The organism is Agrobacterium sp. (assembly GCF_032092815.1).
Taxonomy (GTDB): Bacteria; Pseudomonadota; Alphaproteobacteria; order Rhizobiales; family Rhizobiaceae; genus Agrobacterium.
Genome location: NZ_DAMDBP010000002.1, coordinates 102704 through 126447 on the forward strand (window position 1 = coordinate 102704; position 23744 = coordinate 126447).

The following is a 23744-nucleotide window of genomic DNA, read 5'->3' on the forward strand; positions in this document are numbered from 1 at the left end:
AGTGGCGTTTCGGCGTGGGCTGACCGCTTACAGTTGCGGGGGCAGCCACGGACTGGCCCACAAATGCGGGCGGAACCGTGTTCCCTCTTAGCTTTTCCCGTTGCCGGAAAAAGACCGTCAGTGCGCTACACTTAGGCGTAACGATGGCTGCGGTCAATGCAAAGCCAACCGCCAAGCCGCATTGCCGGGTGAGGCAAATTGGCTATAGTCGCCGCTTCGCAAATAGCAGATAAGCGTTTTTTGGCACAGCAATGACAGGAAAACCGCAATGACCCGCGAGATTACCGACACGGAAGCAGAGCGCCACCGCCAGAAAATGGTCAATCGCAAAGCTGTTCAGGATGCTGAAGTCGCGGAAAAAACGGTCGAAAAAGGTCTTTTGATCGTCAACACCGGACCGGGAAAAGGCAAGTCGACCGCAGCCTTCGGTTTGGCGCTGCGCATGCTTGGCAATGGCCGTCGTGTGGGTGTCGTACAGTTTATCAAGGGTGCCTGGGCGACCGGTGAACAGCAGGCGCTTGAGCTTTTTGGCGACCGGATCGAGTGGCGCACCATGGGCGAAGGTTTCACGTGGGACACTCAGGACCTGAAGCGCGACGTTGCGGCAGCAACCAAAGCCTGGGAAGAGGCCAAGGCCTTGATGGCCGACGAAACAATTGGTCTGGTGATCCTGGATGAGCTGAACATTGCGTTGAGATATGACTATCTCGATTTGAACGAGGTCATTGAAAGCCTGACCAATCGTCGTGCCGATCTGCATGTGGTCATCACGGGCCGCAATGCAAAACAGCCGCTGATCGACGCCGCAGACATGGTCACGGAAATGACCCTGATCAAACATCATTTCAAGGCAGGCGTAAAAGCACAGGCCGGCATCGAGTTTTAGGACCAGACCCCACATGACAGCACGCGTTCTGATGTTCCAGGGCACCGGTTCGGATGTCGGAAAATCCCTTATGGTGGCGGGCCTTGCCCGTGCCTTCGTCAAACGTGGCCTTTCAGTACTGCCGTTCAAACCCCAGAACATGTCCAACAATGCCGCCGTAACTGCAGACGGTGGTGAAATTGGTCGCGCCCAGGCACTGCAGGCGCGGGCAGCCGGTGTGCCTTTGTCCGTTCACATGAACCCGGTGTTGTTGAAACCACAAAGCGAGACCGGTGCACAGGTGGTGGTGCAGGGAAAGGTCATCGGCAACGCTAAGGCTGCTGACTACCAGCATATGAAAGCTGGCCTGCTGACCCATGTCCTAGAGAGTTTCGAACACCTGAAATCACAGGCCGATCTGGTTCTGGTCGAAGGTGCTGGCAGTGCCTCCGAGGTTAATCTGCGCGCCAATGACATTGCCAATATGGGGTTTGCCCGCGCGGCAGACGCACCTGTCATCCTGATTGGCGATATTGACCGGGGAGGCGTCATTGCCAGTCTTGTCGGGACAAAGACCGTTGTTGAACCGGCTGATGCTGCAATGATCGAGGGATTTATCGTCAACCGGTTTCGCGGCGACCCGACATTGTTTGACAACGGAATGCGGATCATTGCCGAGGGTACCGGGTGGAGAAACATCGGTCTTTTACCGCATTTCTCCGACGCCCGGCATCTCCCCGCAGAAGACGCGCTTGGGCTGACAGGTCCGGGTCACCAGAAACCCGGTGCCAAAATCCGCATTGCCGTGCCTATCCTGCCGCATATTTCCAATTTTGACGATCTTGATCCTCTGGACATGGAAAATGATGTCGAATTGATCAGGGTGAGACCCGGGGACGTTATTCCCGGTGATTGTGCGCTGGTGCTGCTTTGCGGCTCCAAGTCGACCATTGCCGATCTCGAAACACTGAAAAAGGCGGGTCTTGATATTGATATCAAGGCGCATGTCAGACGCGGTGGCCACGTGCTTGGCCTGTGCGGTGGTTACCAGATGCTTGGCAAGACCGTCTCTGACCCTGATGGCATTGAGGGACCACCATCGACGCTGGCGGGGCTTGGATTGCTGGATGTCGATACGGTTCTGACTGGCGACAAACGTCTGGTTTCCGTCACGGGTCAGAGTTCAGATGGCATATCCTTCTCCGGCTATGAGATGCATGTCGGTGTCAGCAGCGGCGCGGACTGCAACCGTCCATTTTCATCCATCGGCAATCATCTGGAAGGCGCCGTATCACCTGACGGGCGCGTTTTCGGCACCTATGTCCACGGGCTGTTTGCCGATGACGGGCAACGCAGTGCCTGGCTTCAAAGGCTGGGTGGTACAAGCTCTGACCTGAATTACGAACAGCAGATCGACATGGTTCTGGATCGTCTGGCCGCCCACATGGAGCAGCATCTTGATCTCGATGCGCTGCTTGCTATCGCCCGATAAGCAGCGCCAGCAAAGCGAAAAGGCCGATCAGCAAACCATCGGCAATACGTGCCAGCTTCAATGCACGTCTTATATCGGCGGCATTGAGCTCGCGGCGGCCACCTTTGCCCATAAACCGCGCATCGATCATCATACCGTCATAAGACCGTGGACCGGCCAGCGCAAAACCAAGTGCGCCCGCAAGAGCGGCCTCGGGCCAACCGGCATTGGGTGAACGATGGTGGTGTGCATCACGTTTGATCGCTCGTAAAGCATTCTTGGGTGAAGCCCCTTTGACGAAAAAAGCCGCCGCGACAAAAAGATAACCGCTGAGCCGAGATGCCGGATAATTGACGAGATCATCCAACTTGGCCGATGCATTGCCAAAGGCTTCATAACGTTTGTTACGGTGGCCAATCATGCTGTCGGCCGTATTGATGGCCTTGTACGCAGCGCCACCGGGCAGTCCCAACATGCCAGTCCAGAAGGCTGGAGCGACGATGCCATCCGAAAAATTCTCGGCAAGGCTTTCAATGGCCGCCCGCGACACAGCCGCTTCATCCAACTGATCCGGATCACGTCCAACAATCATCGAAACGGCCTTGCGACCGGCTTCAAGCCCTTCGGTTTCAAGAGCCACCGCCACCGCCTTGACATGCTGCTCAAGACTGCGTTGCGCCGGCAAAGTCGCGCACACCAGTGCCACAAACAAAAGCCCAAACGGCAACAGCAACAACACCGACTGCACCAGTGACGCCAGAAAAATTGTCACCACCAGAAAAACTATCAGCGCCGTCACACCCATGACTTTTCGTTTTGCAAAATCGTCGCTCTCCCGGTTCCATTTTTTATCGAGGAGCGCAATAAACGATCCAACCCATGTCACGGGGTGCCCGATACGGGCGAAAAGCCAGTTCGGATAACCAGTGAACCGTTCGATCAGCAGAGACAGGAAGGCGAGAGCGAAAAACATGGACAGTCAAATAGCAGAAAAGATCGAGCCTGTGATCCTGCACGGCGGAAATCTTGCACGCGCCAAAACCCTGTTTCCACAGGCTCCTGAACCGTGGATCGACCTGTCGACCGGCATCAATCCTATTTCCTATCCTCACTCACCAATACCGGCCTTGGCGTTTTCCCGCCTGCCTGAACCTGCTTTGGCGGAGACACTCAAGAAACACGCTGCCCAAGCCTACGGCGCGCCGTCCGCCGCGCATGTCGTTGCGGCACCGGGCACACAGATCCTGTTGCCACTGGTTTCTGAACTGGCCAGAAAATCCTCGAAACCCAAAGCAGCAATTCTGTCACCAACCTATGCCGAACATGCCCGGGCAGCGCGGTTGAACGGTTTTGACGTGGTGGAAACGGACAATTTTGAGGAACTTAAAACGGCTGATCTGGCCATTGTTGTTAATCCCAACAACCCGACCGGCCGCGTGGTGTCCAAAACCGATCTGCTGGCGCTTGCAAAAATCTTGACGGCCAAGGGCGGCACACTGGTTGTCGACGAAGCTTTCGGAGATGCCGGTGAGGGGTATGAAAGCCTATGTGGCGAAGTTGACCAGGGCGGTATCGTCGTCCTGCGATCCTTCGGCAAATTTTACGGCATGGCGGGCTTGAGATTGGGTTTTGCGGTAACCACACCGCAGACCGCCAGCATATTGGAAAATCGCCTTGGCCCATGGGCGGTGTCTGGCCCTGCGCTGCACATTGCGACTGAAGCCCTCGCCGACAAATATTGGCAGGTCGACATGCGCTTGCACCTGCGCCAGAAAGCCCAAAGGCTGGATGAGGTTCTTGCAGCCGCTGGCCTGACGGTATCAGGTGGAACCAATCTTTTCCGTCTAGTTCGTCATGACGATGCCCGCGGGATTTTCACACATCTCGGTGAAAATGGAATTCTGGTGCGCGCTTTCGAGGAACGGCCGCAGGACCTGCGCTTTGGCCTGCCAGGACGCCAGGAAGAGTGGCAACGGCTTCGTGATGTCCTGAAATCCATATAAAAATCCCCGGACAAAGCCGGGGATCAGATCTTGCAGAGGTTTTATCAACCCTTGAAAGTATATTCCGCAATCGACGCGGGCTTCATTTCAATAGAGAAGCCAGGCAGCTTTGGCGGCATATAGGCCGCTTCACGGATATCGCATGGCTCGATGAAGTGCTCGTGCAGGTGGTCGACATATTCGATCACGCGGCCTTCCTTGGTACCGGAAACCACGAGATAGTCGATCATCGACAGGTGCTGAACATATTCGCAAAGACCAACGCCACCGGCATGCGGCCAGACCGGCAGATTGTATTTTGCAGCAATCAGCAGCACGGCGAGAACTTCATTCAGACCGCCCATGCGGCATGAATCGATCTGTACGACGTCAATCGCGCCTTCAGCGATGAACTGCTTGAACATGATACGGTTCTGGCACATTTCGCCAGTTGCAACCTTCACATCGCCAATCGCCTGGCGAATCTTGCGGTGGCCGGCAATGTCATCCGGGCTGGTTGGCTCTTCGATGAAGAACGGCTTGGAGAAGGCCAGCTTGTTGATCCACTCGATTGCCTGGTCAACTTCCCAGACCTGGTTGGCGTCGATCATCAGGTAACGATCCGGACCAATCACTTCACGTGCAATGGTCAGACGGCGGATATCGTCTTCCAGATCACGACCAACCTTCATCTTGACGTGGTTGAAACCGGCATCGATGGCTTCCTTGCATAGACGGCGCAGCTTGTCGTCGTCATAACCCAGCCAACCGGCCGAGGTCGTGTAGCAGGGATACCCCTCACTTTTCAGGGTCTCGATGCGGGCAGCCTTGCCGGCCTCAGCCTTCTTGAGAATGGCCAGTGCATCTTCACGCGACAAAACGTCGGTCAGGTAACGGTAGTCAACGATATCAGCGATTTCTTCTGCGCTCATATCGGCAACCAGCTGCCAGACCGGCTTGCCAGCCTGCTTGGCCAAGAGATCCCAAACGGCATTAACGACGGCACCGGTGGCCAGATGCATGGCACCCTTGTCCGGACCGATCCAGCGCAGCTGGCTGTCGCTGGTCAGGTGACGCCAGTACTGACCCGGATTTTCCAAGACCTTGGCAAGGTCGGTACCAATGACGAGATGGCTCATCGCCTTGATCGCCATGCAGCAAATGTCATTGCCGCGACCGATGGTGAAGGTCAGGCCGTGGCCTTCCAGACCATCCGTGTCGGTTTTCAGCACCACATAGGCTGCCGAATAATCCGGATCGGGGTTCATGGCGTCCGAACCGTCGAGGCTCTGGGAGGTCGGGAAACGCAGGTCGTATACTTTAAGGTCGGTAATCTTGGTCATGGCCGGTTACTCGCGGTCAGGGAAATTAAAGGTTCTCAGTCGTGGTGGAATGTTTCTTCCATCATAGCCCACCACTCTCCATCCTTGCGGCTTTCAAGCGGTTGCTGGCAAGGAATGGTGAAAGACCACCATTCCTGATTCTTGGGGTCGGCGGCGATACGAGCCATATCGGCTTCATAATCCGTGCCGTGATATTCCCAGTATCCGAACAGCAGATTTTCGGGCTCGCGCAGGAAGATCGTGTAGTTGCGGATATTGCTTTTGCTGATCAGCTCCAGAACTTCCGGCCATACCGCAGCGTGAAGCCGCTTGTATTCCGCAATCATGTCCGGCTTCACGCCAATGACCATGCCCATGCGCTGCATTGATAACTCCTGTTACTGCTTTATGGTCGCCATTGCAGCGCGAAGACGCGTCTGCGGCAGATTGAGGCCGAGCCTTTCAGCCCAGGCGATAACCGGTGCGATACGGCGGCGTTTTTTCTCGTCGTGATTGCCGGCAATGTCGGCAAGCCGGTGGGCGAGGTACGGGTTGAGAAAACGCTCGCGAACATCATCCACATAGGCCTTTGCCTCAATTCCCAAACCTTCAGCGGCAAACAGTGGTAGAACCTCTTCCTGCCAGACGGCTTCAAGATCGACACGCAAATCCACGTCTGCCATGGCTTCACGCACAGTCTCATCCTTGGCACGCGCATCGACCAACCAACGTTCAGCCAGATAGCTGTGACCGAGATTGAGAAGGTAGAGCTTCAGGTTTTCGTAATGATCGAGATCATCGGTCAAAACGAGATGAGGATGCACACAGGGCAATGTCAGCCCGGCCTGATTTTCAACCGCCCAGATGGCGTAGGGTTCGGAAACCGCACCAACCGGCTCAATCGGTTCGGAAACAATCCGGTCAACGAGGCTGTTCGCAAAACGGCACTTTTCCGTCAGGTAAAATGTGAAACCGGCGGGCAGTTGCCAACTATTGGCGAGCCCACGAATAATGTCCTTCAACCGGTCACCATTACGCGGGATCAGTTCACACGGGAAAACCGAAATTTCACTTTCCGGGTGAAGCTGCCAGCGCTCCAGCAGCAGCAAACAAAGCTTGGCCGGAAAGCTCTTTGGAACCCGGGTAAAATCATCAGCCAATTCGGCGCCATCATCCGAATCCAGCTCATAACCCTTGTCGCCGGTGTTGGAGATAATGACCTTGGCAACCGAGGCAATCTCGCGAACGGTCTGCCAATCCTGGCTCGCATTCAGGCCAAACGCCACAGCCGTACCGCGACGCTCCTCATCAACAGCAACGCCGTTTTTCAAGCCACGAATGCGCACCGGATATCCATTGGGATCACCGAGCGCTGCAATGCGTGCTGCACTCTGGGCATTGCCTGTTGTCTGAACAATCGCAATCTTGCCAAGCGCCTTGCCGGCCTCCAGCGCTTCCGACACGAAGAGGTCGGCATGCGCCAAAAGAAAACGACTTGTCCCGAACTGCAGGATGGGAGGGGCTTCGCTCATTGAACCTCAACCATGCCTTTCACAACACCAGCGGCGGGATCGAGCAAACCGGAAAACTTCTCCGGAACTTCGGTCAGTGTCATGCGGTGGGTGATCAAGGCATCCGGTACGCCGCCGCTGCGCTGTGCAGCAATGACCCGTTCAAAATCTTCAATCGTCGCATTGCGGCTGCCGAGCAGCGTCGTTTCGCGCTTGTGGAACTCAGGGTCGTTGAAGGTGATGTCGCTGCTGACGATCGAGACCAGCACATAGGTGCCGCCGTGGCCGACGAAAGAAAAACCGCGCTCCATGGCCTTCGGATTGCCTGTTGCATCAAAAACGGCATCAAAGAAGTCGCCATTGGTGATCTCAGACAGTTTGTCCTTGTCGCCATCACCCAGCTGAACGGTTTCATCGACACCGAGATGTTTCTTGCAGAAATCCAGGCGGTCGCTGCGTCCGTCAATGACAGTGACGCGTCCGCCATCAAGCTTTGCAAAGACGGCAACTGCCATGCCGATCGGACCACCGCCAACAATCAGGACATTCTGGCCTTTTTCGACTCTGGCGCGGCGCACGGCATGCGCGCCGATGGCCAGAAACTCGGTCATCGCGGCCTGATCAAGGCTCAAGCCTTCAGCCTTGAGAACGAATTGCTGGGGCACGCTGAGATATTCCGCCATGCCGCCATCGCGATGCACGCCAAGAACACCGATATTGCGGCAGCAATTGCTCTTGCCCTTGAGGCAGGCGCTGCAATGACCGCAGGAGATGTAAGGAATGATCGTGACAACATCGCCCTTGGCAAGGGTGCTTCCCTGCGGTGCCTCTTCCACAGCGCCAGACAGCTCATGGCCCATGATGCGTGGATAGGACAGATAAGGCTGATTGCCCGTGAAGATGTGCAGATCGGTACCGCACACACCAATGCGGCGTACACGCACCAGCACTTCGCCATCGCCTCGTGACGGCATGTCCTTGTCAACGGCTGTCAGTGTTCCGGGAGAATCGCAGCTTATCGCAAGCATCACATCACCTGTTTTCAGAAAACGACCTGCGGTCGGTCAGATTGTAGAAAGAAATGGCGTTTCCACCAAAGACGGCATCGTGATGCTGTTGCGGCACGATATCACGGCACATCTCCAGCCAGCCGGCATAATCGCCAGCAAGCCGCAGCACTGGCCAGTCACTGCCCCAGATCACCCGCGAAGGCCCGAAAAGCTCTAGGATGGTTTCCGCATAAGGGCGGACAGCCTGAGGTTTCTGCTCACCGGCCTCGGTCAGCAGACCCGACAATTTGCAGGATACATTGGGCAGGCCTGCCAATGCTGCCATGTTCTGACGCCATTCGCTGTAATGGCCAGTTGCTATCCAAGGTTTGGCGCCATGATCGATAACCACCTTCAAGCCAGAATGGCGTGACACAAATTTGAAAAGTGCGGGCAGGTGCCGAGGCAAAACCAATGCATCGAACACAAGGCCACTGGCAATCATCGCATCGATTGCCGGGTCCAGCGCAGGATCATCGATCCAATTGTCGTCTTCCAGACCCTGCAACATGGGCCGAAAACCCTTAAGCAGTGGATTGGCAGACAGTGCCTTGATGGCCTCTACAGCCCCTGGAGCTTTCAGATCCGTCCAGCCAACGACACCCTTGATAAAGCGGTTTTTGGCCGCCAAATCGAGCATATAGGCGGTTTCCGCCTCGCTCTCCATCGTCTGAACCAGCACGGTGCCATCGATGGACTGCGCGTCCAGCAATGGCTTCAGATCCAGAGGGGAAAAATCCCGGTAGATTGCCTCCAGGGACGGCGGGGGCCATTGGCCCTGCCGGTCCTTCATAAGCCAGAAATGCTGATGGGCATCGATCCGCATGTCGATCAAGCCTTGCCGCCAGGAACCGGTGCACCCTCGGCAATCAGGCCACGCTTGCGCAGCTCAGCCCAGAACTCGGCAGGCACCTCTTCTTCAAACCACTCAATGTTGGAGGTCAGCTGGCTTGCGTTGCGCGCGCCGGAAACCACCGTGACGGAGGCAGGATGGGCCAGAGGAAATTGCAAGGCTGCTGCTTGCAACTTGACACCTGTGTCAGCACAAACCGCTTCCAGTGCCTCCACGCTCTTGACGATATCAGCCGGTGCATCGGCGTAGTTGAACTTCTTGTTGCCAGCCAGAATACCGGAGTTGAACGCACCGGCGATGACGATCGCGGTACCGGCCTTGGCGCAATTGTCCATGAAGGCGAGGCTCTGCTGTTCTAGCAGCGTGTAGCGACCGGCCAGCATGGCGACATCAACGTCAAACACCTGCATGGCATCACGAATGACTTCCCATTCGTTGACGCCAAGGCCAACAGCCTTGACCGAACCTTCGTCACGCAGCTTTGCAAGCGCCTTGAAACCGCCGCCCGAGGTCAGCTGCTCCCAGTAATGCGGGTGCTTTTCACCATGCGTCGCAGAGCCGATGTCGTGGATGTAAAGAATATCAGGCCTCAGAATTCCAAGACGCTGCTGGCTGGCGTCAAACGAACGCAAAATGCCATCATAGGAATAATCATAATTCGGGCGGAACGGCAGTGGAGCGACATAGGCATCCTCCTCCGGACCAACCGTATCATCAGGAACCATCACGCGGCCAACCTTGGTGCTGACGGTGTAATCCTTGCGGTCATGCTCGGTCAGCATCGTGCCGAGACGACGCTCGGAACGGGTGTAGCCGTAAAACGGCGCGGTATCGAAATAACGAATGCCGCTTTCCCATGCCTTGTCGAAAGCACCCTTCGATTCCTCGTAAGGCGTGACACGGTAAAGATTGCCCATCTGGGCGCAGCCAAGCCCCATAAGGGTAACGTCAACGGAGCGGCGAGGCAGCTTGCGCGTATCGGATACTTTCATCGTCTGGCACTTTCATCACGCATTTGCAGGGAAAACCGGCGCGCCGCCTGTTGCGACGCGCCCTGTCTGGCAGATTAGTAAAGAACGTTCTTTGCTTCCGGCTTTTCGATGTTGTCCTTCGTGACAACAACCACACCGGTGTCAACGAACTTCTCGACCTTTTCCTTGTTCAGGATTTTGCCGATTGTCTGCACGCCAAGTTCACCCATCTGGTAGGAACCCTGAACGGCAATACCGGCCAGTGTACCATCCTTGACGAATTCCTGCAGGTCCTGGTTACCGTCAAAGCCGATACCAACAACCTTGCCAGCCTTGCCGGACTGAACGAGCGCACGGCCGACACCGATTGCTGTTGGCTCATTGGCACCGAAGATGCCCTTGAGGTCCGAATTGGCAGCGAGAACGTCGGTCGTCTGGTTCAGAGCCGTCGCCATCTGCGACTGGGAATAGAACGGACCAACGATTTCCAGCTTGGAATTTGCCTTGATGTAGTCGGTGAAACCACCAACACGACCAATTTCAGAACCGGCACCGGCAACGTAGGACATGATGGCAATCTTGCCTTCAGTACCGACCTTTTCGATCAGCGCCTGCGCTGCAAGTTCACCGGCCTTCTTGTTGTCGGTAGCAAGGAAAGACTGGTAATACTGCTCGGAACCCTCAGCAAGCTGGGAGTCGATCAGCACGACAGGAATGCGGGCTTCCCATGCCTTCTTGACAGCCGGGACCAGTGCGTCTGGATCCGACGGTGCAAGAACGATGCCGTCAACCTTACGGTTGACCGCGTTTTCAACCATGTTCACCTGGTCTGCAATCGCAGATTCCGAAGCCGGACCCTGGAATGTGATGGTGTGACCGTTCAGGTCCTTGATCGCAGCGTCTGCACCCTTCTGGACGTTCTGCCAGAAGGTGGAGTTTACCGTCTTGACGATAACTGCAATTTCACCGGCCTGAACTGCAGAAACGCTCCACAGTGCGATGACAGATGTGAGAAGGGCAGTCGAAAGTTTCTTCATCTTATCCTCCAATGATGGCCACTCTGGCCTGTTCGGGAGAACTCCTCGTCCCCCTTTATGTTTACGGAAAGGGTCCGCGCCCTTCTCAGCGGCGGTTACGCAACTGGTCGATCCACACGGTCACCAGAATGACGAGGCCGATGATAATTTGCTGCGTAAAGGCCGAAACACCGTTCATGTTGAGACCATTACGCAGAATGCCAATAACGAAGGCACCAATGCCCGTGCCGGAAATCGTACCAACGCCACCAATCAGCGACGTTCCGCCAATCACCGCACTGGCAATCGCGTCCAGCTCATACATCACGCCTTCATTCGGCTGTGCTGTGACGAGACGGGACATCAGAACGCAGCCGGTCAAACCAGCAAGCGTGCCTGAAAGAATGTAGGTAAAGTTGGTGACCCGGCTGACATTGACGCCCGAGAGGCGTGCAGCTTCGGCATTGGAGCCAACAGCATAGATATGGCGGCCAAGCACCGAACGGTTCAGCATCAGGGAAACGGCAATACCGATGACAACCATCAGGATGACCGGGTAAGGGATGCCAGGGAACACGACATTCGGAAAACCGTCTTCGCCAATGTTGACGATGCGGAACAGAGCGCCGTTACCGAGAACGCCAAAGGATTCACCAAGACCGGAAACCGCACGCGCGCCGGTAATTTGCAAGGCAACACCGCGGGCAATCAGCATCATGCCAAGCGTCGCAATGAACGGCGGCAGTTTGAAGCGCGTGACCAGAAGGCCGTTGATGTAACCACAGATCGAGCCGGTCAGAATGCCAAGGATCATGGCAAATGGCACAGGAATGCCAAGTTCCTTCACCGCAAGCGCAGCAACAACACCGGCAAGCGCCAGCACCGAGCCGACCGAGAGATCGATACCGCCGGTGATGATGACGCAGGTTGCGCCAATACCGAGAAGCGCAATCGACGTGACCTGCAAGGCGATGGTCATGGCATTGCTAACGGTGAAGAAAGCGCTGCTGGTGAGCGAAAACACGATGGTCAGCGCAACAAGGCTGCCCAGCGCCGCAAACTTCTGGATGATATCCTTCTGGCGGTCGCTCAAGGACATGTTCTTTTGTTCAGGATTATTGCTGCTCATTGCATTCCTCACTGCGCCGCCGGTACATAGCCGGATGCGTATCGCATGATTTCTTCCTGGTTCGTTTCGGCCGTCTTCAGGACACCGGTGATCTTGCCTTCATGGAAGACGGCAATACGATCGGTCAGACCCAGCACTTCCGGCAATTCGGAACTGATGAGAATGACGCCAATGCCCTGTGCGGCCAGTTCGTCCATGATTTTGTAGATGGCAAATTTCGCACCCACATCGATACCGCGCGTCGGTTCATCGAAGAACAGGATGCGGGATTCGCGGAACAGCCATTTGCCGATGATGATTTTCTGCTGGTTGCCACCGGATAGCAGACGAACGGTCTGCTCGATCGACGGTGTCTTGACGTTGAGAAGATCGACATATTTGCGAGCGATCTCATTGTGCTTGGCAAAATCAATCACGCCAAACTTGCTGGAAACCGCTTCCATATTGGCAAGTGTGGTATTGGCTGCCACCGACATTTTCACCGCAAGACCATCACTTTTGCGGTCTTCGGAGAGATAGGCGATGCCTTCACGGATCGCATCCTGCGGCGAGCGAATATCAAGGACACGGCTTTCAAAAGTGATTTCGCCGGCATCAAGCGGATCGGCACCAAAAATGGCGCGCGCAACTTCCGTGCGGCCAGCCCCCATCAACCCGGCAAAACCAAGAATTTCACCCCGCTTCAACTCAAAGCTGACATCCTCGAACACACCCTTGCGGGTCAGGCCCTTGACGGCAAAGATAACTTGATCGGTCGGCGTGGATGTACGTTCGGGGAACTTCTCTTCCAGCGACCGGCCAACCATCTGGGCAACGATATTATCAACCGTCGTTTCAGCAAATTTGGCAGTGGAGATGTAACGACCGTCACGCAAGATGGTGACGCGATCTACGATCTGCGCCATCTCATCGAGACGGTGAGAAATATAAACAATGCCGACACCGGAACGTTTCAGGTCATGAATGACCTTGAACAGCAGGGTCGTTTCCTGCTCGGTCAGCGATGAGGTTGGCTCGTCCATGATGAGCACTTCGGCATCCAGCGACAGTGCCTTGGCAATTTCCACCATCTGGCACTGCGCAACGGACAGACCGCGCACCGTCTGGTCCGGATCAATATCGACGCCCAGACGATCAAGACAGCGCTTGGCATCGGCGCGCAGTTTTTTTCGATCAACCCAGAACCCACGGCGCGGCTCGCGCGCCAGATAGATGTTTTCCGCCACACTGAGATGCGGAATAAGATTCAGTTCCTGATGAATGATGGCAATGCCGGCCGCTTCGGATTCGAGCGGCGAGGAATACTGAACCTTGTTACCCTTATGAATGATTGTACCTTCAGTCGGCTGATAAACGCCGCTGACGATTTTCATCAATGTTGATTTTCCGGCACCGTTTTCACCACAGACCGCGTGCACTTCACCGCGCACAAGATCAAAATCTACGCCCGACAAGGCCCGGACACCGGGGAATTCCTTGGTGATATTTTCGAGGCGCAGCAGGGTTTCGGCAGCACCGGCAAAGCTATCGCCAGGCGTATTTTCGCCTACGATATTGAGTTCGCCTTGTGACATTTGAGATCCTCCATGCGCAACCACGCTCCACCCGGTTGCCTTCAATCGGAGGCAATGGTTAGGCCGCATTTTTTTATTGGTCAAGCCAATTATCCGAAAACTTTAAAACTCAACTATGAGAAATCAAAATTGAGTCATAATAAATACTGTTATTTCAATATATTAAACTTGGTCTTGCCAATTGTCACACTTATCGATACGGTAAGGCCACATCCGAAAAATCGGAAACGCCTATTTACAATCAGATGATTGGCCTGACCAAACCAATGGAAACACGCCGCCTATACCAGCAGATTGCCGATCAGATCCGCGAGTTGATCGATCAGGGCGAATTTCAGCCCGGCTCACGGCTTCCAGCGGAGCGCGAACTGGCCCAGAAACTCGGTGTTTCACGGCCTTCCTTGCGTGAAGCGCTGATTGCGCTTGAAATCGACGGCAGCGTTGAAATCCGTATGGGCTCAGGTGTTTATGTCTCCGTGGAGCCGGCAACTGCCGCATGGCAAACCAAATCGATGGGCGAAAGCCCAACCGAGCTGATGCAGGCCCGTGCCGCCATTGAAGGTGCGACCATTGTCTTGGCCGCCAGCCGCATTACCCAGGACGCTCTGGCGACCCTTCGCCAACTGCTGAACGGCATGAAAAAAGAGATCGATCTCGGCAAAAAGCCGCTCGATCAGGACCGTCTGTTTCACATCACCATTGCCGAACAATCACAAAACAGCGTGCTGGCCCGCATGGTGGCAGAGCTGTTCGATGAACGGCATAGTCCTATTTCCGCCCAGTTTCGCGTTCGTTTTGAAGACCGTGAAACATGGACACGGGCCTTGAAAGAACATGAGGCCATTTTGGTTGCCCTTGAAATGCGCGACCCACTGCTTGCGCAAGCTGCGATGCATAGCCATCTCGAAAGTTCGAAGCAGCGCTGGATCGAGAATTAAGATAGCGCCCTTGCGCAGATTTAAGCCGGGAGGAGGAAAATCCCTGTGACAGTGCATGACAAAAAACTGAATTCTGAGCCCACCATACTGTTGAACATCAACGATAATGTTGCTGTGGCTCGCAGATCCATTCCAGCCGGTAGCCCAACGGGCAGGGGAGATCTTGTTGCCGCTGATCTGATCGGCCGTGGCCACAAGGTGGCATTGAAAACCATCAAGGCTGGCGAAGACGTCCGCAAGTACGGTCAGGTCATCGGCATCGCCACGCAGGATATCGAACCCGGTCGTCACGTGCATCTGCACAACCTTGCCATGGTACCCTCGGAGCACGCACATCAGTTCAGCGTCGATATCGAGGAAACTGGCATGGTGCCGGAAGCCGAACGTCGCACCTTCATGGGTTATGATCGTGGCCTTGGTGGCGCAGGCACCCGCAATTACATCGGCGTCATCGCCTCGGTAAACTGTTCCGCCACCGTCTCCCGCTACATTGCCGATTATTTCAACAAACAGGGCGGGTTGGACGGTTTTGACAATGTCGACGGCGTTGTGGCGCTGACCCATGGCGGCGGCTGCGCGCTCAATACAAAGTCTGAAGGTTACCGCCTGCTGATCCGCACCATTCAGGGTTATGCCCGCCATCCCAATTTTGGCGGCATTCTGCTGATCGGTCTTGGCTGTGAAACAAACCAGATTGCCCCCATTCTTGAACATTACCGGATGGAAGAGGGTGAGCGTCTGCGCACCATGACCATTCAGCAGCATGGCGGAACGCGCAAGACGATCGAAGCTGCGATTGCCCAGATCAAAGACATGCTGCCGCTGGTCAACCAGGCCAAGCGCACGCCACAGCCACTGTCCAAACTGAAGCTGGCGCTGGAATGTGGTGGTTCGGACGGTTATTCCGGCATTTCCGCCAACCCGGCACTCGGTTACGCATCTGACCTGATCGTGCGCAATGGTGGCACGACAGTGCTTTCCGAAACACCTGAGATCTACGGTGCCGAACATCTTCTGACACGCCGCGCCGTGACACCTGCCGTTGCCGAAAAGCTGCTGCAACGCATTGACTGGTGGCGCGATTACACTGCACGCAATGGCGACGAGCTGAACAACAATCCGTCACACGGCAACAAGCTGGGCGGCCTTACCACCATTCTTGAGAAGTCTCTCGGTGCCGTAGCCAAGGGTGGCTCGATGCCGCTGAAAGCCGTTTATGAATTTGCCGAAACAGTGACAGAACCAGGCTTCGTGTTCATGGACACCCCCGGTTACGACCCTGTGGCTGTAACAGGCCAGGTTGCTGGTGGCTGCAATGTCATCTGTTTCACGACAGGACGTGGCTCGGTGTCCGGCTTCAAGCCATCGCCTTGCATCAAGATCGCCACCAATACCGAAATGTTCGAACACATGCAGGAAGACATGGATCTGAACTGCGGTGAGATCGTTACCGGTGCCGAAAGCATTGAAGAAGCGGGTGAGCGTATTTTCGAACGAATTCTTGCCGTCGCGTCCGGCGACAAGACCGTCAGCGAAATCTACGACTACGGTGACAATGAATTCGTGCCGTGGCAGGTCGGCGCTGTGACCTGATAGGCGTGAAACATCTGAAATGACCGTGAAAACAGAAAAAGGCCCGGAGAAATCCGGGCCTTTTTCTTGATGTTGGATCATGTAGACCTTTCTCGCCGGTGGTACCGGCAAGGCGTGCCTAAACTTAGTGTCTGAAATGGCGCATGCCGGTGAAGACCATTGCCACATTATGTTCGTTGGCAGCGTCAATCACTTCCTGGTCACGCATTGAGCCACCCGGCTGGATAACGGCTGTAGCACCGGCAGCAATCGCAGCCAGCAAACCATCCGCAAATGGATAGAACGCTTCAGAAGCGACCGCAGAGCCCTTTGTGAGTGGTTCTGCAAGGCCCAATGCCTTGGCGGCATCTTCAGCCTTCAGGGCTGCGATGCGTGCGGAATCCACGCGGCTCATCTGGCCTGCACCGATGCCAGCCGTCTGTCCGTCCTTGGCATAGATGACAGCATTGGATTTGACATGTTTTGCGACCTTGAACGCAAACTTCATGTCTTCCAGTTCCTGTTCGGTTGGCGCGCGCTTGGTGACAACCTTGAGATCAAGATCTTCAACCATGCCATTGTCACGGCTCTGAACCAGAAGACCGCCGGACACGGTCTTGGCTGCGAGGCCACGCGAACGCGGGTCAGGCAGACCACCAGCCGACAGAAGGCGCAGGTTTGGCTTGCGGGCCACAATCGCCTTGGCTTCTTCAGTGACATCAGGTGCAATGATCACTTCGGTGAACAGCTTGACGATCTCTTCTGCCGTCTGCGCATCCAGTGTCTGGTTAAGCGCAATAACACCACCAAATGCCGAGACGGAATCGCAGGCGAGGGCCTTTTTATAGGCTTCGAGCATGTTCTCGCCGGTTGCAACACCGCAAGGGTTGGCATGTTTGATGATCGCACAGGCCGGACCATTTGCAGCTGGAAACTCCGCGACGAGTTCGAACGCGGCATCCGTGTCGTTGATGTTGTTATAGGAAAGCTGCTTACCCTGCAGCAGAGTGGCCGTTGCCACGCCCGGGCGCTTTTCGCCGGTCAGGTAGAAACCGGCGCTCTGGTGCGGGTTTTCACCGTAACGCATCTTTTCCTTCAAAACGCCGCCAATCGCCCGGTAATCAGGTGCTTCAATTTCCAAAGCATCTGCGAACCAGTTAGAGATCATCGCGTCGTATGCAGCGGTGCGGGCATAGGCCTTGGCAGCAAATTTCTGGCGCAATGCGTACGTCGTCTGGCCATCATCCGCCTTCAGGGCATCCAGCAATGCGGCGTAGTCCGAAGGGTCGGTGATAACGGTGACATAGGCGTGGTTCTTGGCAGAGGCACGGATCATTGCCGGGCCGCCAATATCGATGTTTTCAACCGTTGTCGGATAGTCGCCGCCCTTGGCGCGGACTTCTTCAAACGGATAGAGATTGATGACGGAAAGATCGATACCTTCAATGCCGTGCTTTTGCATGGCAGCAACGTGATCTGCGTCGTCACGAATGGCCAAAAGACCGCCATGCACATTGGGGTGCAGGGTCTTGACGCGGCCGTCCATGATCTCTGGAAACTTCGTGACGTCAGACACGTCAGTGACCGGCAGACCCGCATCAGCAATTGCCTTGGCGGTTCCACCTGTCGACAGCAGCTTCACACCAAGCGACGCGAGTGTTGTAGCCAATTCAATAATGCCGGTTTTATCGGAAACAGACAAAAGTGCCGTGCGAATTTTGACTTTATCCGGTGCGGGAATTTTCTTGGAAACAACAGCCATCGGCTTACTCCGTATAGGCGGGAAAATCAGCCGGAAACGAGACCCGGCGGTTGCGGTCGCGTTAGCACACCTTCCCGCATGAATAAACACGAATCAGGCAGAGTTTCAGGCTTTGCGGTCTAAAAACCAGCGGATTTCCCGTACTTCGGGAAGGTCGAAGGCCGCTTCAATCTGTTGCGAGCGGCGCGGACCCGACGCATTTGCCATGAAAATATCATCTGTGATGGCAAGCGTGCGTCCGGGAATGGAAAACTGCCAGCAGGTTCCATCAGGCGCACGCAGCAATGCGGCTTCCTCATTGATCTGGCTGAGCTCGATCAGCGGATGAATGTGAAACCGAGCAACCGCCGACAGGCTTTCGGATATATGTTTCACGTTTTTGCCAGATGCTGAAACAACATCCCGGCCTCTGATGCGCGTTCCAGCCTCGTTCAGATCAACTTCCCGCTCATGAAGATAACCGAAATCGGCGACATAACCATCATGTGTGGCGGACACGGTGTCATTCTGGTGGGTACCGGTGGCACGCCTCACTGTAACCTCGCGAACACCCTGCACCATGATCGGGCCAACGACAGTGGAGCGGGAAAAACGACAGGACGAGGTATCTGCCAATGTTACCGTTGAATGCGCAGCAGTGGACCGCGCCAGTTCCTTCAACTCGGTGCTGCTGTTTTCAGGCGAACCGGAATTGACGATGAAGCGGTAACGCCCACAGGACATTTCAAACGATAGACAGCCGGCATGTGCCGTCAAGGACAACTCGGTGGAACGAGCACGGCCGGTATCCATCAGCAGCGTGGTGTCGCCTGCCACCAGTCGTTGATAAGCCATATCAGGCAGCTCTCTGGTCGTCTGCCCGGCCGTATCATCATAACGCAAGACGGCCGCCAGCTCATTGGCCAAGGTACTGGTGGCGCCATTAAACAGGGCCAGGACACCATCCTGATGCCGGAAGAAACGCAGTGCGGGGAATATCCGGTCAATCGCTGACACAAGGCCTGACGGAACAGTGTGACCAAGATTGATGTAACTGTGTCTAAGCGGCAGGAGATCCAGCAACAGATCAAGCAGCACGCGAGGATCACGTGAAACATGGCCACCATCCGGCAGGATCTGGCGTTCCATCTCACGGCTCAACTTTTTCGCCTGTCGTGTAACCCAGGACTGTTTGCCGGACATGCAGATTGAGGCAACGGCCAGCGCAACTTGAAGCCGCAGCCGCGTTTCACCATCCGGCGCATAACGGGCAATCATGCCGAGGTAACGCACGTGAAAACTCAGGGTTTTCATGAAACGACGATAGAAGCCGCTCTCAGCTTCATTCAGCACCACTGGAGAATGAGACAGAAGCGCAATCAGGCGCCTGGAGGCGATATCCGGTTGCCAGGCCAAACCGCGAACCTTGCGGCCATGCAAGGCCATCCATTCCGCAACCAGCTGGCGCGCCTTGGCGCAACATTCATTGGTGCGATGGGCACGAACATGCCGCAGCCATTCAAAGGAATGCAGGCTCTCGGCAAAACTTGATGACGGCAGTTCTGCAGCAAAAGCTGAAACGCCATCCATCTCGTAAACACGGCCTGCAAGCACGATACGCCCGTACAGCAATTCTTCCGCAACAAAGGGATCGACAGCTCTGAGATCGGTCGGTGCGGCCACAAGCCCTTCAGGCGCTGCAACACCCGGCAACAAGGCCATGCGCAAGCCTGCGACACGCATGCGCGCGCGCCGGTAAACGGTTTTCATAAAAAACCCTGCACTTCCGTAGCCGTTGGAGCTAGACCCTGCCAAACCGTTTTTCCCGTCTATACGGTCTCATGCCTGTTTTTGAGGATTTGCACACGAAACAAATAATTTAGCAATCAATCACATGATTCGTGATTGATTGCATAATCTTTTTAAGGCACGGAATTTCAAGAAAAAAATCCGATATCCGTTTTCCATTCCGGGAAATCTGTCAGACGTTGCCTATTTCCTGCGCAGTACCGAGGCGAAAAAACCATCGGTTCCGCCCAGCATATCAGGCGTTGTGCGCAAGTCGCCATCGCGATTGATCGCATCCGCCAGATCTGGCCACTGATTTTTATCCACAGGCACCCGCTCAACATCAGCCGTATCAGCCAGCACACGGGCAACCATATGTTCGCCTTCCAGCGGATCAAGCGAGCAATTGGAAAACACTAGGATGCCGCCCGGACGGACCAGTGTGATGGCGTGACGCAGCATTTTTTCCTGAAGATCGGCAAGCTTTTCAATGTCTTCCGGTCCCTTGGTCCAGGGAACATCCGGATGTTTGCGCAAGGTTCCCGTAGACGAGCAGGGCGCATCGAGCAGAACCACGTCAAATGGCTGATCGGCGGTGAACTTCAGGAGATTGCTTTCAACAGTATTGGCAGCGAAACCGAGACGTTCCAGATTGCCGCGTAGCCGCTTCAAACGATTGCCCGATTGATCGAGAGCCGTCACCTCAGCGCCAGCCAGAACAAGCTGTGCCGTCTTGCCGCCAGGTGCGGCACAGAGATCAACAACGCGCTTGCCCTTGATATCACCCATCAAGCGCACCGGCATGCTGGCGGCGGCATCCTGCACCCACCATTCACCCTGCGTGAAACCCTCAAGGTCAGGGATCTGTCCCTCAAACGAACCCAAACGCACAGATCCGGTTGCTAGCACCTGACCGCCAAACTTCTCAGCCCAGGTGTCAGGATTGGATTTCACCGTAATGTCGATGGTTGAAGGCCAAAGCTGTGCCTGCGCAATCTGTTCGGCTTTTTCCTTGCCATAGGCGGCAACCAACCGGTCAAAAAACCAGGCTGGCAGAACCGGCACATCAGCGATCCGTACCATGATCTCGTCCTTCTCCCGGCCGAGACGACGCAGAAGCGCATTGACCAGTTTTACGAACCGTCTGTTGCGTGGGTCGCGATGCGCCTGTTCCACGGCGAGATCGACAGCAGAGTGATCTGGCACGTCGAGATAGAGCATCTGCGTGACGCCAACCACCAGAACATGATGCAGCGATCGTGCACCAGAGGGCAGGGGATTATCGAGCAGCATCAACAATGCCGCTTCAATGCGTGGCAGATGGCGAAGAGCCGTATTGATGATGGCGCGTACCAGACCACGGTCAGCAGCATTTAATGCCCTGTAGGCCGGATTGCCGGTCTCAGCATCCAGCATGCCATCCAGAGAGGTCTTTTTGTCGATAACCGCCGACAGGATTTTGACAGCCGCATTGCGGGTCTCAAGACCTGGCTTGTATTCACCCTGTTGTTCGCCCAACTGGTCATTGCCTGTTCTTGTGGTGTCACGCCGTTTGTTACGGTGAGGTGTTTTTTTGGCGTGTTCTGCCATCAAGACCATGGTCCTTTGCGTTCATTGTTTCCGCCCCGGCCCCAACCGGCGGAAGGAACAGAACGTGTCTTGCGCTCGGCATTAGCACTTGTTGCCGGTGGCGTCGATGGCTGTGAAAAATCGTTTGCCATCGCCTGAAGGGCAGCAACACGGTTTTCAGTGTTCGGATGCGTTGAAAACAGGTTGTCCATTCTCTCACCGGACAGCGGATTGATGATGAACATATGCGCTGTTGCCGGGTTGCGCTCGGCATCTTCATTGTGCAGACGCTGCGCCGCACCGGAGATTTTCTGCAGCGCAGAAGCAAGCCACAACGGATTACCGCAAATTTCAGCACCACGGCGGTCAGCGGAATACTCACGGGTACGGCTGATTGCCATCTGCACAAGCATGGCAGCGAGTGGGGCAACAATCATCGCCACCAGCACACCAATAAAACCGAGCGGATTGTTGTTGTTACGGTTGCCACCAAACAGAAATGCGAAATTTCCGAGCATGGAGATTGCACCGGCGAGGGTCGCCGTAATCGTCATGGTCAAGGTATCACGGTTCTGGATATGAGCCAGTTCATGCGCCATCACGCCGGCAACTTCCTGTGGCGACAGCCGTTGCAGAAGGCCAGTGGAGGCCGCAACAGCGGCATTTTCCGGGTTCCGGCCCGTCGCGAAAGCGTTCGGCTGTTCGCTCTCGTAAATGTAGATCTTGGGCATTGGCAGGCCAGCATTCTGCGACAGATCGCGGATCATGGTGAAAAACTCTGGCGCGTTGCGCTCATCCACCTGCTGCGCGTGATAGGCGGACAGCACCATCTTGTCGGAGTTCCAGTAGGAAAACAGGTTCATACCCGCCGCGATGACCAGCGCTATCATCATACCGCCCTGGCCACCGATGAGAAAACCAACCCCCATGAACAAAGCGGTCATGAAGGCAAGAAGCATGGCCGTGCGCGCAAGATTCATCCGTTGTCTCCATATTTATGAAAATCATACATCGATTACGGCCATTTGCCGATCGATCGTTCCTCGTGTAATTTGGTTATGATAATCCGCTTTTCAATATCAGACTGCCAAAGGCGTGAAACCATGCAGAATGCCGATAACGACAATATCATCGACGATAACGAGGCAAATCTCTCGACAAAGAAATTATCGCCAGCCGCGAAAAGAGCGCTGCAGGAAGCTGAAGACCGCCGAAAAGCCAAACAAGATTTGGAATTACCACCAGAGACAGGCGGACGCGGCGGCGCCGAGCCGGTTCGTTTCGGCGACTATGAAATCAATGGTCGCGCCATTGATTTTTGAGCAAGTGCCCGGGTTTCCTGTTTAAGTCCAATAAAAAAACTTGCACGGCAATGCCGAATTCGACAGTCTCGATATTAACACACAACTAACCATAGCCCGCACCAAATTGATGCGGGTTATAATGTCGATGATTTCAAAATTGTTTCATTATCGAAACGATGTCAGGCTCGTTCCAGAAGCTTGCAGACGGCTTCGAGTTGCTCCAGCGTTTTATAGCTGATCTTAATTTGGCCACCCGATGCTTTGTGATTGATTTTGACGTCAAGTCCAAGAGCATCCGTCAATGAACGCTCAAGTGCGAGCGTGTCCGAATCCTTCGCTTCAGGAACGGATTGTCTCTGAGGCTCAGTTTGGCCCTTGATGTCATTTTGCGCCAGACGCTCGGCATCACGAACAGACAGGCCCTTCGACACGATTGTTTTTGCCAAGCCCGACGGATCGGAAGTCGATACAAGTGCACGTGCATGACCGGCAGACAGGGAACCCTGTGCCAACATATCGCGGACGGGATCGGGCAGCTTCAACAAACGCAGACTGTTGGCGACGTGGCTTCGACTTTTGCCGATAATCTCGCCAAGGTCGTTTTGTGTATAACCATGTTCTGCAATCAACTGGTCATAACCCAAGGCTTCTTCAAGCGGGTTTAGGTCTGAGCGCTGAACGTTTTCAACAATCGCCAATTCCAACGCTGTCCGGTCATCCACATCACGAATGATAACCGGAATTTCAGTGAAGCCAGCCAACTGCGCAGCGCGCCAGCGACGTTCACCAGCGATGATCTCATAACGACTAGGTTCAACAGTACGAACCACAACCGGCTGCACGATGCCATGTTGACGAATGGAAGCCGCGAGATCCTGTAGCTCGCTTTCATCGAAATGTCGGCGCGGGTTACGCGCACTGCGAGCGATGAATTCGATTGGAACATTCCGATCGGGATTGACCGTACGTTGTGTATCTCCTGAGGGCAGGGGCTGATCCATTTCACCGATCAGCGCTGCCAAACCGCGGCCAAGCCGGCGTTTTGAAATATCGTCACTCATGCATGTCACTCCGTACTATAAACTTGTC

The 23744-nt window shown here is 55.2% G+C and carries 21 protein-coding genes and 1 riboswitch (1 of these 22 cut by a window edge); of the genes, 6 read left to right on the plus strand and 15 right to left on the minus strand.

Annotated elements, in window-relative coordinates; all coding sequences use genetic code 11:
* Positions 1-134: riboswitch (cobalamin riboswitch) on the minus strand; it reaches 54 nt to the left of the window's first position.
* 134 nt (positions 135-268) lie between these two features.
* Positions 269-886 carry a cob(I)yrinic acid a,c-diamide adenosyltransferase gene (gene cobO, locus RT613_RS01445; protein WP_313612392.1) on the plus strand — a complete coding sequence of 206 codons (618 nt, stop codon included), beginning with the start codon at positions 269-271 and terminating at the stop codon, positions 884-886.
* Between the two features lie 13 nt (positions 887-899).
* The gene (locus RT613_RS01450; RefSeq protein ID WP_313612394.1) at positions 900-2357 is read left to right on the plus strand and encodes a cobyric acid synthase; all 1458 of its coding nucleotides are present in this window, start codon (positions 900-902) and stop codon (positions 2355-2357) included.
* Here the strand turns inward: RT613_RS01450 and cbiB are convergent.
* Entirely contained in the window at positions 2344-3309 is a 966-nt protein-coding gene (gene cbiB / locus RT613_RS01455) for an adenosylcobinamide-phosphate synthase CbiB (protein WP_313612396.1), read from the minus strand. The two genes, RT613_RS01450 and cbiB, sit on opposite strands and share 14 nt — an antisense overlap.
* Between cbiB and cobD the strand changes: the two genes are divergently transcribed.
* On the plus strand, positions 3308-4339 hold the full coding sequence (gene cobD, locus RT613_RS01460) for a threonine-phosphate decarboxylase CobD (protein ID WP_313612398.1): 1032 nt from the start codon (positions 3308-3310) through the stop codon (positions 4337-4339). The two genes, cbiB and cobD, sit on opposite strands and share 2 nt — an antisense overlap.
* Before the next feature lie 44 nt (positions 4340-4383).
* Here cobD and RT613_RS01465 read toward each other — a convergent pair whose 3' ends face one another.
* The 9 genes from RT613_RS01465 to RT613_RS01505 all read right to left on the minus strand — a co-directional run bounded on the left by RT613_RS01465 (position 4384) and on the right by RT613_RS01505 (position 13743).
* On the minus strand, positions 4384-5661 hold the full coding sequence (locus RT613_RS01465) for an L-fuconate dehydratase (protein ID WP_313612400.1): 1278 nt from the start codon (positions 5659-5661) through the stop codon (positions 4384-4386).
* Positions 5662-5696: 35 nt separating this feature from the next.
* Positions 5697-6026: an L-rhamnose mutarotase gene (locus RT613_RS01470; RefSeq protein ID WP_192490573.1), complete on the minus strand. Its 330-nt coding sequence runs from the start codon at positions 6024-6026 to the stop codon at positions 5697-5699.
* A gap of 12 nt (positions 6027-6038) precedes the next feature.
* Entirely contained in the window at positions 6039-7172 is a 1134-nt protein-coding gene (locus RT613_RS01475; protein ID WP_313612402.1) for a mannitol dehydrogenase family protein, read from the minus strand.
* The gene (locus RT613_RS01480; protein WP_313612404.1) at positions 7169-8179 is read right to left on the minus strand and encodes a zinc-binding alcohol dehydrogenase family protein; all 1011 of its coding nucleotides are present in this window, start codon (positions 8177-8179) and stop codon (positions 7169-7171) included. Before RT613_RS01480 ends, RT613_RS01475 begins: the two co-directional genes overlap by 4 nt.
* Positions 8180-8183: 4 nt before the next feature.
* A complete protein-coding gene (locus RT613_RS01485) occupies positions 8184-9026 on the minus strand; it encodes an amidohydrolase (RefSeq protein ID WP_313612527.1) in 843 nt (280 codons plus the stop codon).
* Between the two features lie 5 nt (positions 9027-9031).
* Complete coding sequence (locus tag RT613_RS01490) at positions 9032-10045, minus strand: aldo/keto reductase (protein ID WP_313612406.1); 1014 nt, start codon at positions 10043-10045, stop codon at positions 9032-9034.
* Positions 10046-10119: 74 nt separating this feature from the next.
* Positions 10120-11061, minus strand: coding sequence for an ABC transporter substrate-binding protein (locus tag RT613_RS01495; RefSeq protein WP_313612407.1), 942 nt, complete (start codon positions 11059-11061; stop codon positions 10120-10122).
* An 85-nt stretch (positions 11062-11146) separates the two neighbouring features.
* A complete protein-coding gene (locus tag RT613_RS01500) occupies positions 11147-12169 on the minus strand; it encodes an ABC transporter permease (RefSeq protein ID WP_313612409.1) in 1023 nt (340 codons plus the stop codon).
* An 8-nt stretch (positions 12170-12177) separates the two neighbouring features.
* Entirely contained in the window at positions 12178-13743 is a 1566-nt protein-coding gene (locus RT613_RS01505) for an ATP-binding cassette domain-containing protein (RefSeq protein WP_313612411.1), read from the minus strand.
* Between the two features lie 245 nt (positions 13744-13988).
* Here RT613_RS01505 and RT613_RS01510 point away from each other — a divergent pair, with 245 nt between their 5' ends.
* Together RT613_RS01510 and RT613_RS01515 are read left to right on the plus strand one after the other, a co-directional pair.
* A complete protein-coding gene (locus RT613_RS01510; protein ID WP_409558737.1) occupies positions 13989-14681 on the plus strand; it encodes a FadR/GntR family transcriptional regulator in 693 nt (230 codons plus the stop codon).
* Positions 14682-14732: 51 nt separating this feature from the next.
* Positions 14733-16274, plus strand: coding sequence for an altronate dehydratase family protein (locus tag RT613_RS01515; RefSeq protein ID WP_313612529.1), 1542 nt, complete (start codon positions 14733-14735; stop codon positions 16272-16274).
* Positions 16275-16398: 124 nt separating this feature from the next.
* Here RT613_RS01515 and purH read toward each other — a convergent pair whose 3' ends face one another.
* The 4 genes from purH to htpX form a co-directional block, all read right to left on the minus strand.
* Positions 16399-18015, minus strand: a complete 1617-nt coding sequence (gene purH, locus RT613_RS01520) for a bifunctional phosphoribosylaminoimidazolecarboxamide formyltransferase/IMP cyclohydrolase (protein ID WP_313612415.1) — start codon at positions 18013-18015, stop codon at positions 16399-16401.
* Positions 18016-18120: 105 nt separating this feature from the next.
* A complete protein-coding gene (locus tag RT613_RS01525; RefSeq protein ID WP_409558738.1) occupies positions 18121-19764 on the minus strand; it encodes a heparinase II/III family protein in 1644 nt (547 codons plus the stop codon).
* Between the two features lie 222 nt (positions 19765-19986).
* Positions 19987-21372, minus strand: coding sequence for an RsmB/NOP family class I SAM-dependent RNA methyltransferase (locus RT613_RS01530; RefSeq protein WP_409558741.1), 1386 nt, complete (start codon positions 21370-21372; stop codon positions 19987-19989).
* Positions 21372-22331, minus strand: a complete 960-nt coding sequence (gene htpX / locus RT613_RS01535) for a zinc metalloprotease HtpX (RefSeq protein ID WP_313612418.1) — start codon at positions 22329-22331, stop codon at positions 21372-21374. Before htpX ends, RT613_RS01530 begins: the two co-directional genes overlap by 1 nt.
* A gap of 123 nt (positions 22332-22454) precedes the next feature.
* Here htpX and RT613_RS01540 point away from each other — a divergent pair, with 123 nt between their 5' ends.
* Positions 22455-22673 carry a DUF1674 domain-containing protein gene (locus tag RT613_RS01540; protein WP_313612420.1) on the plus strand — a complete coding sequence of 73 codons (219 nt, stop codon included), beginning with the start codon at positions 22455-22457 and terminating at the stop codon, positions 22671-22673.
* A gap of 161 nt (positions 22674-22834) precedes the next feature.
* Here RT613_RS01540 and RT613_RS01545 read toward each other — a convergent pair whose 3' ends face one another.
* The gene (locus tag RT613_RS01545) at positions 22835-23716 is read right to left on the minus strand and encodes a ParB/RepB/Spo0J family partition protein (protein WP_313612421.1); all 882 of its coding nucleotides are present in this window, start codon (positions 23714-23716) and stop codon (positions 22835-22837) included.
* Positions 23717-23744 lie beyond the last annotated feature (28 nt).